This window comes from Streptomyces sp. NPDC007917 (assembly GCF_042959105.1).
Taxonomy (GTDB): Bacteria; Actinomycetota; Actinomycetes; order Streptomycetales; family Streptomycetaceae; genus Streptomyces.
The window spans coordinates 194,824-207,203 of sequence record NZ_JBIBKK010000010.1 but is presented as its reverse complement, the minus strand read 5'-3'; the positions used below and the strand labels follow the sequence as shown (position 1 = coordinate 207,203).

The 12,380-nt window shown below is 70.8% G+C and carries 8 protein-coding genes; 1 reads left to right on the top strand and 7 read right to left on the bottom strand.

Translation table 11 applies throughout. From position 1 onward, the window contains the following. Positions 1-74: 74 nt before the first annotated feature. Together ACFZDL_RS22085 and ACFZDL_RS22080 are read right to left on the bottom strand one after the other, a co-directional pair. Positions 75-1,475, bottom strand: a complete 1,401-nt coding sequence (locus tag ACFZDL_RS22085) for a glycoside hydrolase family 6 protein (protein ID WP_353593625.1) — start codon at positions 1,473-1,475, stop codon at positions 75-77. Then, positions 1,472-2,959, bottom strand: coding sequence for a cellulase family glycosylhydrolase (locus tag ACFZDL_RS22080; protein WP_353593624.1), 1,488 nt, complete (start codon positions 2,957-2,959; stop codon positions 1,472-1,474). Before ACFZDL_RS22080 ends, ACFZDL_RS22085 begins: the two co-directional genes overlap by 4 nt. A 327-nt stretch (positions 2,960-3,286) precedes the next feature. On the opposite strand from ACFZDL_RS22080, the gene ACFZDL_RS22075 reads away from it, so the two are divergent. Beyond that, entirely contained in the window at positions 3,287-6,223 is a 2,937-nt protein-coding gene (locus ACFZDL_RS22075) for a glycoside hydrolase family 48 protein (RefSeq protein ID WP_353593623.1), read from the top strand. Positions 6,224-6,299: 76 nt separating this feature from the next. Here the strand turns inward: ACFZDL_RS22075 and ACFZDL_RS22070 are convergent, their stop codons facing one another. The 5 genes from ACFZDL_RS22070 to ACFZDL_RS22050 form a co-directional block, all read right to left on the bottom strand. After that, entirely contained in the window at positions 6,300-7,304 is a 1,005-nt protein-coding gene (locus ACFZDL_RS22070) for a glycosyltransferase family A protein (protein ID WP_353593622.1), read from the bottom strand. Further along, positions 7,301-7,690, bottom strand: coding sequence for a hypothetical protein (locus ACFZDL_RS22065; RefSeq protein ID WP_353593621.1), 390 nt, complete (start codon positions 7,688-7,690; stop codon positions 7,301-7,303). The genes ACFZDL_RS22070 and ACFZDL_RS22065 overlap by 4 nt, the downstream gene beginning before the upstream one ends. Before the next feature lie 44 nt (positions 7,691-7,734). Continuing rightward, entirely contained in the window at positions 7,735-10,194 is a 2,460-nt protein-coding gene (locus tag ACFZDL_RS22060) for a glycosyltransferase (RefSeq protein ID WP_353593620.1), read from the bottom strand. Between the two features lie 189 nt (positions 10,195-10,383). Next, positions 10,384-10,734 (bottom strand): hypothetical protein, encoded by a 351-nt coding sequence (locus tag ACFZDL_RS22055; protein ID WP_353593619.1) that lies wholly within the window; start codon positions 10,732-10,734, stop codon positions 10,384-10,386. Positions 10,735-10,866: 132 nt separating this feature from the next. After that, positions 10,867-12,303, bottom strand: a complete 1,437-nt coding sequence (locus ACFZDL_RS22050) for a hypothetical protein (protein WP_353593618.1) — start codon at positions 12,301-12,303, stop codon at positions 10,867-10,869. Positions 12,304-12,380: the final 77 nt, after the last annotated feature.

Here is a 12,380-nt window from a genome sequence, read left to right as displayed (position 1 = left end):
CGGGGCCGGCGGAGCGCGTGTGCGCGTCCACCGGCCCCGTCGTGTGCGGGTGCCTGCCGTGGTCTATCTGTGGGTCACAGCGCCGGGTACGCGTTCTTCAGGAGTTCCTGGAACTGGGCCGAGAACCAGTGGCCCGCCAGGGGCGAGTTCGGCAGCGCGCCGGACATGTTGTAGCCGTTGCGCACGTTGCCGGTGTACGTCGGGTCGCACATCCGGTCGAAGCCCTTGCCCTCGTCGTTCGGCACGGCGGAGCTGGCGCCGTCGGACTCACCCGGGGGCTTCATCCACACGTACGCGTCGATCCCGGCCGCGGGTGCCGCCTTGGGCCGCTCACCGAGGCCGGCGCCGGACTGGTTGCACCAGTTGCCGACGTGGAGCCGGCGGTCGTAGCGCCCGCCGTTGACGTAGGTGTCCACGTCCGTCTTCGCACCGGGGCCGCTCGGCCGGGCCGAGCCGCCCCAGCCGTTGCGGGAGGTGTCGATCAGGGCGCCGACGTTGGACGGGAAGCCGACGTTCACCAGCTCCTGGCGGAAGGCCTGGGCGTAGGACAGCTCGTCGACGTAGCGGTTCCAGTCCACCCACTTCGACTGGCGGACGGTGGTGCCGTTGACGTTGTCGTTGATGGTGAAGTTGTTTTCCTTCAGGGCGCTGTAGTTGGCCGTGTTGGTGATGATCCCGGCCACCTTGTCGACCGTGCTGCCCTCGGCGGTCGCGGCCTGCTTGAGGATCTGGGCGGTGGGGTTGAAGTTGTCGTCCCAGCCGATCCAGCCGTGGTGGCCGGCGTCCAGGTAGTTGTAGACGTTGGGGACGGCGCCCAGCTTGTTCAGGGCGTAACCGACGCCCTTCACGTAGTTGCCGTTGGCCTTCATGGTGTCGCACTGCGGGGTCGCGGTGGGACGGCCGCTGGTGTTGGTGACCAGGTTGGGCAGTGAGTCGATCTCGACCGTGGCGACGATCCGCAGGTTGGAGTTGGCGTACTTCGACTCCGAGAGGATCGATGCGATCGGGTCGATGAACTGGGTCTTGTACTTGTCGATCTCGGTCGGGCCGAGCTCGCCGTTGGACGCCAGCGCGGAGCAGTCGCGGCCGGGCAGGTCGTAGACGACCAACTGGACGACCATGGGGCTGCCGCCCGACTGGGCCAGCGCGGTGTCCAGGTGGGCGCGCAGACCGCGGGCGCCACCAGTGCCGTTGATGGCGGCGATGCGGTCCAGCCAGATGCCGGTCGGCTGGTTGGAGACCTTGCTGCCGCCGGGTTCGGCGGCGGCCTTCGCGGACCAGTCGGGGTTCACGTACACCTTGGCGCCCGCGTACGGGTTGTCCACCTTGGCGGCGGCCGCTCTGGCGCCGTCGGGCTGGGCGGCGGCGGTGCCGCTCAGGGAGGAGACGGTCAGCGCGGTGGCGGCCAGCAGCGCGGAGCCGGCCAGTGCGGCGGCCCTGCGGTGGCGGGTGGGGGGTGAGGTAGTGCGGCTCATGACAATCCCTTCAGGTGATCACGGAGGCCCACGCCGAAGCCGGTCGGCGTGCCGTTGAAATCGCTGATCAGAGACGGGCCGGAGGAGCAGTCCCAGGTGTTCCAGGTCCAGCCCAGGTACGAGGCGCCCTTGGCGTCGAGCCAGGCCATGACCCGGTCGATATAGCCGTGTGAGCAGGTGTTCTCGCCGATCTCACCCGCCACGAAGGGCACGTGGCCGATGACCGGGGCCAGTTGTTCGTTCCAGCAGCTCTCGCTGGAGCAGGTGTTGAAGTTGTAGGTGTGCCAGGCGGCGGCGAGGTTGCCCGCCGGGTCGCTCGGCTTGTGCGTCAGCCATTGGCGCATGTCATTGGAGTAGGCGACTCCCGGGATCAGGACGAGGTTCTTGGCACCGGTGCCCCGTACCGCGTCGAGCAGGTCCTGCATCCCGGCCACCTCGAAGTCGATGCCGGGGCATTTCCCGCCGTCGCGCCAGCAGGCCCACGCCGCCGTCAGGTCGGTGGTGGCGCGGTCCGGGAACGGCTCGTTGAACAGGTCGAACACCACGGCCTGGTCGCCCTTGAAGGTCTGGGCGACCGAGCTCCAGAAGGCCGGGGTGTACTGCGCGTTCGGCATCGGCTTCTGGCAGGTGGCGTACTCGGTGTCGGGGCAGTGGCTGTCGCCGCCCGTGTACGTGCCGTGGGTCCAGTGCAGCTCGACGATCGGGGTGATGCCGTGGGCTTCGAGCCGGGCCACGAAGTCCTTGACCGCCGAGATGTATGTGGCGCCCCGGTAGGCCTCGTTGATGTGCGACAGGCCGAGCCAGCACTCCTCGTTGAGCGGGATGCGGACCGCGTTCACCTTCCAGTCCGCGATGGCCTTGACGGACGCGTCGTCGACCGGGCCGTCGAAGATGCCGCGCCCCTGTACGCACATGAACTCACCGCCGGAGCGGTTGACGCCGAGCAGCCTGCGGGTGGCCCCCTTCTCGTCGACCAGCTTGTTGCCCGAGGCGCGCAGCTTCGGCGGTGCGGTGCCGGGGGCGGGCGGATCGGTGGGCGGGTCGGTCGGGCCGTTGGTCCCGTCGCACGCCACGCCGTTGACCGAGAAGGCCGTGGGCGGGGGGTTGGAGCCGGACCAGGAGGCGGTGAACCCGGCGGTGACGCTGCCGCCGGCCGGGACCTTGGCGTTCCAGGACTCGTTGACGGCGGTGACGGTCGTGCCGGACTGGGACCATGCGGCGCTCCAGCCCTGGGTCACCTTCTGGCCTCCCGCGAAGTCGAAGGTCAGCGTCCAATGGTCGAGCGGGGTTCCCCCCGCGGTGACGGTGACGTTGCCCTGGAACCCGCCGCTCCACTGGCTGGAGACGGCGTACTTGACGGTGCAGGCGGCCGCCCGGGAGCGGGTCGCCGCCCCCGACGCGTCGGCGACGGGGAGCAGGGCGGTGGCCGCGAGGGTCAGTGCCGCGGTGGCCGCCAAGGCATAAAGGCGCGGTGGTGCTCGCATGGAGCGACTCCTCGAAGTCCAGGCGCCCGACGAGGGGACCCGAAGGTGGCGCAGACTGCTGGAACCGCTCCCACTGGTTTACCTGACCGTAATGCCTGTGCGGCACATGTCAACAGAGGCGTTCACAGATTTATCGCTCGAATACGTTCGACAGCCGCATCTTGTTCAAAGACTTGACACCCCTTCAGGTGCGCCCGCATCTTGGGAGCGCTCCCACTGGTTCGCACCGCCCTTCACCCGCACGGACCCGCGAGGAGGACCTCCCCGATGCGCCCACAGCGAGGCTCGCCGTTATCAGGGGCACGACCATTCATCGGCCGGAAGGCGATGAGACGGCCGAAGACGCGACTTCCGGGGACGAGGCGACCGAGGGCCAGACAGCTGCTGACCGCCCTGGCCGCCGCGCTCTCGCTCCCGTTGGCCATGACCGCCGCAGGCGGGGCGGCCCCCGCGCACGCGGCCGCCGTCCAGTGCGGCGTCGACTACAAGACCAATGACTGGGGTTCGGGTTTCACCGCGGACCTCACCATCTCCAACCCCGGCTCGGACGCCATCGACGGCTGGACCCTGACGTACGACTACGCGGGCAACCAGAAGCTGGTCAATGGCTGGAACGGCGCCTGGTCCCAGTCCGGCAAGACCGTCACCGTCAAGAACGCCGCCCACAACGCGAAGATCGCGGCGGGCGGCAACGTCACGACCGGCGCCCAGTTCAGCTACAGCGGCACCAACACCGCGCCCACCACCTTCGCCGTCAACGGCATCAGCTGCACGGGCGCCCACCAGCCGCCCCTCGCCGTGCTGACCAGCCCGACCCCCGGCGCGACCTTCAGCTCCGGCGGCACCGTCCCGATGGCCGCCACCGCCGCGGCCGCCGACGGCGCGACCGTCACCAAGGTGGAGTTCTACAGCGACACCAAGCTCCTCGGCACCGACACCACCTCCCCGTTCACCTTCGACTACACCGACGTGCCCGCGGGCGACTACTCGCTCTACGCCAAGGCGTACGACAGCCAGGGCGCGTCCGCCGAGTCCAGCCCCGTCGGCATCCGGGTGGCGGCCGGGCCCGCGCTCGTCGCCAGCCCCGCCCAGCTCGGGGTGCAGCAGGGCAAGACCGGCACGTTCGGCGTGAAGCTGTCCACCAAGCCGTCGGCGAACGTCACGGTCTCCGTCGCCCGCACCTCGGGCGTCACCGGTCTGTCCGTCTCCTCGGGCGCGACCCTCACCTTCACGCCCACCAACTGGGACACCGCCCAGCAGGTGACCATCGCCGCCGCGAACAGCGGCACCGGCACGGCGACCTTCACCGCCACCGCCACCGGCCACACCAAGGCCGAGGTCACCGTCACCCAGCTGGCCGCCTCCAAGGCGTACGACGCCCGCTTCCTGGACCTCTACAACAAGATCACCGCTCCGGGGGCCGGCTACTTCTCGCCCGAGGGCATCCCGTACCACTCGGTGGAGACCCTGATCGTCGAGGCCCCCGACCACGGCCATGAGACGACCTCCGAGGCGTACAGCTATCTGATCTGGCTGCAGGCGATGTACGGCAAGGTCACCGGCGACTGGTCCAAGTTCAACAACGCGTGGGACACCATGGAGAAGTACATGATCCCCACCCACGCCGACCAGCCGGCCAACAGCTTCTACAACGCCTCCAAGCCGGCCACCTACGCGCCCGAATGGGATCTGCCCTCCCAGTACCCCTCGCAGCTCAACGGCAATGTCTCGGTCGGCAACGACCCCATCGCCGCCGAGCTGAAGAGCGCGTACGGCACCGATGACATCTACGGCATGCACTGGATCCAGGACGTCGACAACGTCTACGGCTACGGCAACTCCCCCGGCAAGTGCGAGGCGGGGCCGAGTGACACCGGACCGAGCTACGTCAACACCTTCCAGCGCGGGCCGCAGGAGTCGGTCTGGGAGACCGTGACCCAGCCCACCTGCGACAGCTTCAAGTACGGCGGCAAGAACGGCTATCTGGACCTGTTCACCGGCGACGCCTCGTACTCCAAGCAGTGGAAGTTCACCGACGCCCCGGACGCCGACGCCCGCGCGGTCCAGGCCGCCTACTGGGCCGCCGAGTGGGCCAAGGCGCAGGGCAAGGGCAGCCAGGTGGCGGGCAACGTGGCCAAGGCCGCCAAGATGGGCGACTACCTGCGCTACGCGATGTACGACAAGTACTTCAAGAAGATCGGCAACTGCGTCGGTGAGACCTCCTGCGCGGCGGGCAGCGGCAAGAACAGCTCCCACTACCTGCTGTCCTGGTACTACGCCTGGGGCGGCGCCACCGACACCTCCGCGGGCTGGGCCTGGCGCATCGGCTCCAGCCACGCCCACGGCGGCTACCAGAACCCCATGGCGGCCTGGGCGCTGGCCAACTACGCCGACCTGAAGCCCAAGTCGGCCACCGGCGCCGCCGACTGGTCCACCAGCCTCAAGCGGCAGCTGGAGTTCTACCGCTGGCTGCAGTCCAGCGAGGGCGCCATCGCGGGCGGAGCCACCAACAGCTGGCAGGGCCGCTACGCCACGCCGCCGTCGGGCACGTCGACGTTCTACGGCATGTACTACGACGAGAAGCCGGTCTACCACGACCCGCCGTCCAACCAGTGGTTCGGCTTCCAGGCCTGGTCCATGGAGCGCGTCGCGGAGTACTACAACCGCACCGGTGACGCCTCCGCCAAGACGGTCCTGGACAAGTGGGTCAAGTGGGCGCTGTCCAAGACCACGATCAACCCGGACGGCACCTACCGGATTCCGTCCACCCTCCAGTGGTCCGGCCAGCCGGACACCTGGAACGCCTCCAGCCCGGGCGCCAACGCGAGCCTGCACGTCACCGTCGCGGACTACACCAACGACGTCGGCGTGGCGGCCGCGTACGCCAAGACCCTGTCCTACTACGCCGCCAAGTCGGGCGACACTCAGGCCAGGGACACCGCGAAGGCCCTGCTGGACGGCATGTGGAGCAACTACCAGGACTCCCTGGGCATCGCGGTCCCCGAGACCCGTGCCGACTACAACCGCTTCGACGACCCGGTCTATGTGCCCAGCGGCTGGACCGGCACCATGCCGAACGGTGACAAGATCGACTCCAGCTCCACCTTCGAGTCGATCCGGTCCTTCTACAAGAACGACCCGGCCTGGTCCAAGGTCGAGGCGTATCTGAAGGGCGGGGCGGTCCCCAGCTTCACGTACCACCGGTTCTGGGCGCAGGCCGACATCGCGCTCGCGATGGGGTCATACGCCGATCTCTTCGAGTAGCGCCCTCTTCGAGTAGCGCCATCCGCACCCGGCACCACGGGGCGGGGCTCCCTCCGGAGCCCCGCCCTCGCCGCGCTCAGACGGGCAGCGGGATCTCCCGTTCGGCCAGGGCGCGCTCCAGCCGCTGGATGTGACGGTGCTGCAGCCGCGCCGTGCGCTGGAGCGACATGACCGCCCGCAGGAACTGGTCCATGTCGGCCGCCCGGGTGAGGATGTCGTCGGGCACCCGCTCGTCGGCCAGGCACTCCCGCTCGCCCTGGGCGAGCACGGCCCGCGCCCAGGCCCGGGTGACCGGCTTGAACATCCCGGGGTGGCGCACCACGATCGCGGCGCGGACCGCCAGGTCGTTCTCCGCCGCCTCCACATGCAGGCCGTCGTCCTTGTTGCGCGCCCCGAACAGCGCCTCGTGAAGGTGATGGGCCGTGAAGCCGCGCTCGGCGCAGGCGATCCAGAAGTCCCAGTCCTCCCCGGTGCGCATGTCCTCGGCGTAGCCGCCCACCGACTGCCACACCTCGCGGCGGTAGAGCGAGCAGTAGAACATGATCAGCCGGCGCAGCAGCAGGTCCTTGTCGTAGGCCGGGAGCTGGAGCACCTGCGCGGGCAGGCCGTCGTCGGTGAAGACGGAGACATCGGTGGAGACGATGGCGATCTCCGGCCTTTGGTCCAGCACCGCCACCGTCCGCTCCAGCATGGTGGGGGCGATCACGTCGTCGGCGTCCAGCGGCAGCACATAGCGGCCGGTGGTGGCCGCGACACCCGCGTTACGGGCGGCCGAGACGCCCGCGTTGGCCTGGCGCAGCAGCCGGATGCGGCGGCCGGGGTGCTCGGCGATCAGCGACCGGGCCACCGCCGCGGTGTCGTCGGTGCTGCCGTCGTCGACCACGACGAGCTCCCAGTCCGGGTAGGTCTGGGCCAGCACGCTGTGCACCGCCTGCGGCAGGTAGTGGCCGTAGCCGTGGCAGGGGATGACCACCGAGACCACGGGGGCCGAGCCGCCCTGCTGGGGCGGGGCGGCCGCGGCCCCCGGGAGGACTCCAGCCTCCAGGGGGCCGCGTTCCGGGCCGGACGGTGCCGAGGTCATCGGTGCCCGGCGCCGTAGCCGCCCTGCCCGCCCATGCGGGGGTGGCCCGCCAGGGACTGCGACGGGGAGGTGAGGGCGACGTTGGCGCAGTGCGAGCCCGTCTCGCCGCCGCCGGTGGGGGCGAGGACGGTGACGTTGGCCGCGCTGCCGACTTTGGAGTCGCAGTGGTTCTGCTGCACCACGCCGTGCGGGTCGCCGAAGATCTCCGAGAAGTTGAGACAGTTCGCCCCCGCCCCCGGCGCCGAGACGCCCACGCCGCTGGCGGTGTCGCAGTCGTTGACCTGCTGGCTGGGGTTGTCGCCGGGGAACGCGCCGGCGCCGGTGCCGCCGAAGACCACCGCCCCGGCCGCCGCTGTCACCAGAGCGGCCGTCTTGCCGATGTTCATGTGATTCTCCTAATTTCTTGCCGCAGAAGCCCGCGGACACCGAGCTAACGACGCCCGGCGTCACGGGCTTCGCGTTCGGCGGCGGCTTCACCTGCCTGGCTCAGCGGCCCACCACCCCAATGGGCGGGGTGCACCACCTCCACCCCGGGCAGCGCCCAGCACGCGACGCCCATGTCCTGGGCCAGTGCGGCCAGTCCCTCGGTCTCGATGAGCCGCCGGTAGGGGGCGGCCGGGAACACCAGCCCGTCGCGGTGCAGATCGGCATGGACCAGCAGGGCCGTACTGCCGACCGCGTCGACGCGGACCCGCTCGTGCCCGCGCAGCTCGTCCAGATAGCTCCGGCCGAACCCCTTGGGCGGCTGCAGGATTCCGTCCCGGAGCCATCGGTCCCAGTCCAGGGTGTCGGCGTCCGGGTGCAGGACGAAGGTGTTGAGGTCGAAGCTGGGCCCGCCGGGCTCGGTGACGCAGTGCGCGGCGACGATCTCCTCGCGCGCGCCGAGCAGCCGCTGGACGAGGTCGGCCGGATGGTCCGTCACATCGACGTCGAGCCACAGGACCCAGCGTTCGTCGGTGAGCGCGCGCGCCAGGAGGTGGTTACGGGCCATGGCCAGCGCGGAGCGCCGCTGCCGCTGGACGCCCGGCGCCCAGCGCGGCCCGGTGAGCCGGAGGCCGAAGTGGCGCCGTACGAGGGTGACCCGCCGGAAGTCCGCCTCCAGCGCGGGCAGGGCGTCCTGGAGGGCCTGCCAGGTGCCGTCACGGCTGTCGCCCTCCAGCAGGCCGACGGAGAGCGCGTCGCGCGGGTGGTCGAGGGCGCGCAGGTTGTCGAGGTAGCGGGGGAGGAAGGCGGCGGCGTCCTTGACGGGGGTGAGGACGAGCAGCGGCGGAGGCCCGTCCGGGTCCGCGTCCGCGTTCACGGGGGCGGGCCGTCTCGCCCGCGGGACGCGCGCCGACGGGTCGGCGGCGCCGTCCGCGGCGACGTCCCCGGTGGTCTCCGCCGCCAGGAGGTCCGCGGCGTCGAGGGGCAGCCGCGCCGCCATCGCGTACACCTGGTCCGCATAGGCGCCCCCCGTGGGCCACAGCTGGGTCGCGGCGTCGAAGAGACGCGTGAAGTGCGGCTCGTCGAAGGTGTTGGCCCCGTGGAACACATAGGTGTAGAGCTCGGGCGCGTCCAGGGACACCGTCCGTCCACCGCGCACCACGGCCTCCGCGACCGGGGAGTCCTCGCCGCACCGCCGCTGCGGATAGCGGGGAAGCGCCTCCTTCGCGCAGAGCATGGAGCCCTCCCACACCCGGATCCCGGAGATGGCCAGCTTGCGGCGCGCGGGCCACCACAGCCGCTCACGGGCCAGGAAACACGCCGTGGCGTCCAGCGCCAGGACCGCCGCGAGCTGCACTTCGATCCGCTCCGGGTCGTACAGGTCGTCGTCGTCCCACTGGCACACGTACGGCCCGGTGGCCAGGTCCACGGCGATGTTGCGCAGCTCGCCCAGCGTCCGCCCCTCCGGCGGCAGCCGGTGCAGCCGGATCCGTTCGTCGGCGAGGCCGCGTACGTGGTCCTCGAGGGCGCCGTCCGCGCCGTCGTCCACCACGACCAGCTCGGCGCGGGTGTAGGTCTGGGCGAGGAAGCAGCGGATCGCCCGCCTGGCCAGTGGCAGCCGGTCCTTGGTGACCATCAGACAGGACACCGTCGGCGCGGGCGATCCCGCGGCCCAGCGCCTGCGCTGGGCGTCGAGGTCGATGAGGCCGTGGGCGCAGGGCTGCAGGTCCTGGCTCGTCCAGAAGCCGACCTGACGCCTGGTGGGGGTCGCGGGCGCCCCGGAGTCCTCCCGGTGCCAGCTGCCCGACCAGTGGTGCACGGCGTGCGCCCGGTCCCGGTCGACCTCCCGCGGCCCGAACAGCTCCGCGGCGGCCGGGCTCAGCTTGGGGTACAGGGTCTCGGCCCCCAGGAGGGCGGGCGAGCAGCCCTCGGGGGCGCTGTCGACCGCGCGGGTGAGGAAGAACGGGCCCGTCGCGTCCACCGGGCCGGGCAGGGTGTGGGCGCCCACCAGCCGCCGGTGCACATGCGACCAGAACGGATGGCCGGGCCGCGAGGCCATGAACGCGTTGCAGACGATGCGCCGCATGCCGTTCCGGCGGCTCAGCGGCAGTTGGAGGTGCTCCTCCGGTTCGATCCCGAGGACGAGCTCCTGCCCGGCGAAGAGCCCGGTCATCGGGCGCAGGCACTCGAAGTCCATGTCGACGTACAGCCCGCCGAAGTGGTCGAGGAGGAAGTAGCGGATCGCGTCGGCCCGTTTGATCGGCTCCGGGTAGCCGTCGTAGACGGGCAGGAACCACGCGTAGTGCTCCTCGAGGAACGCGCGGTTGTCCGCGTCCGTCCACAGCCGGTACTCCCAGTCGGGATGGTGCCGGCGCCAGGACTCGGACCAGTCCCGCCACTCGTGCGGAACGTCCTCGTTCTTCCATGTCTGGTGGATCAGGGGTGGAATGCCATGCTTCTCGGACATCCGCGCAGTATGTCCATCTGTCGCGCCCGCCGGGCGGCGGCGCGGCGGGGGCGTCGTACGCGGACCTCTTCGAATGGTCACCCTCGAGTGGTCACCGGCACGGCGAGAGCGGGGCTCCCCAGGGAGCCCCGCTCTCGTGGTGCCACACGGTGTTCAGGTGTCATCCCCGTACGCGCCGGGGTGGTCCACCTAGTGCTTCGACGACTTCGACTTCGACTTCGACGACTTCTCGGCGACGGCGATGTTGGCGCACCGCGAGCCCTCGACGAGCTTGCTGGAGAGGGCCGCGCTGCCGCCGATCCCGGTCCCATCGGCGTCGGAGTCACAGTGGTTCAGCTGCGCCAGATCCCTGATGTCCTTCGCGAAGTTGACGCAGTCCGGCCTCGGCGGGGGCCCGCCGAAGCTGACGGCTTGGTTGGACTCGCACTTGTTGGCCTGCTTGAGGGAGGGGTCGACACCCGTTGCCCCGGCGTCGGCTCCGCCGAAGACCACTACGCCGGCCGCCGCTGCCACCAGGGCCGCCCTCCTGCCGAAGTTCATGCGATTTCTCCTCGCGCTCGCTCCACGGGACATCCGCGGACGCACCCGGCTAACGACCCCCGCCCGCCGGGGCTTCGGCGCCGGAGGGCGTTTCACCTGCCTGGCGCAGTGGCCGCGCCCCGTCGGCGGCGGTCAGCCGAGCGAGGACAAGGGCACGGCGAACAGCACCCGTTCGGGGACGATGCGGTCCTGCCATCCGCTGGACGTCGGGTCCTGCCACCGTCCCTTGGCGTCGGCGGCCCACTCGGTGACCGACCACACCGTCCTGGTGCTCCACCACAGCGACATCGACTCGGAGTGCTTGGCCCAGCACGCGTTGGCCAGGTCGGTGCCCGAGCAGGCCGTCGCGGTCGCCTTGGTGGTGTCCTGGCGCCACATGATGCCGTGCTGCCCGGGTCCGCCCCTGGCGCTGGGCACGTACCAGCGCTTGCCGCCCGCGCCGTCCTGGTAGGACAGGGCGCCCTGGACGCCCACGACCTCGGTCTCGTACGCGTCGGCGGCCTCGGCCTTCCCGGAGCCGTCCACGGCCAGCGGCATGGCGCCCTCCGTCGGGCCGAGGTCGTACCGGAACAGCCGCGCGGGCTGGGTGCCGCCCGAGGAGAACCACTCGTTGGCGACCAGGCGGTGGGGGGTGGCGCTGCGGTCCAGCGAGATGGACGCGAAGCAGGGGACGCCGTCGTCGTCGGCCGAGGAGCACTTCGCGCTCAGGCCGTACGAGCCGATGGCCGGCATCAGGTACTGGTAGCCGTGGGCCGAGTAGCCGCCGCTCACCTTGCCGATCGCGGTGGAGTTCACCGTCGCCCGCAGGATGTGTTTCATCGAGAACACGTACAGGGCGTTGTGGCTCGCGTCGCCGCCCGACGCGGTGACGATGAGCTTGTCGCCGTACCAGACCATGCCGCCCAGGTGCGAGCCCAGCTTGGCGAAGTTCGCGCCGCCCTCGGTGGGCACGGTCAGCAGCACCCAGCGGTACCTGAAGGAGCCGGGCGTGTTCGCGTCGATGAAGGCGACCCGGGCCAGGCCCCGGTCGGCGGCGGGCTCCGCGCCCGGGTACTCGTCGTAGAGGTGGTCGTTGTGCGTCCAGCCGGACAGGATGACCTTGTTCTCTCCCCAGGCGCCGTCGTCGTCCGCGTCCCCGGAGGAGGTGACCGACTGCGGCAGCCAGCTTTGCGTCAGCGCGTCACCGGTGGTGAAGCAGTACGCCGCGGTGGCCTTCGGCTGCACCGGCAGCGCGGCCTTCTCCGAGGCGCGGCAGGCCGGGCTGGAGGTGGGGGTGGGCATGGTGTGGTTGGCGCTCTTGAGGACGGTGTCCACGCCCACGTTGGGCAGCCGCCGGTCGAGTTCGGCGATCGTGGAGTCGGCGACCTCGCGCTGGGTGAGCGTGAGCTTCGATAACTCCGCCGAGGTGGTCAGTGGTTTCAGCGCGCCGGGGTTGTCGGCCACGGCGGCCTGGGACGTGGCGTTGGTGAACAGCAGCGCGCCGGCCCCGAGGGCCGCGGCCACCGCCGTGCTGATCCATGGCGCCCGGCGGCGCAGCGCGCCGTGCCGGGCCTTACCTGTTCCCCGCATGGGAGCCTCCCGTTGACAAGTCCCGGGCACCATACGGGTGTTGGGGAGCGTGCCGAAGGGTTTCGGGGAGAACGTGC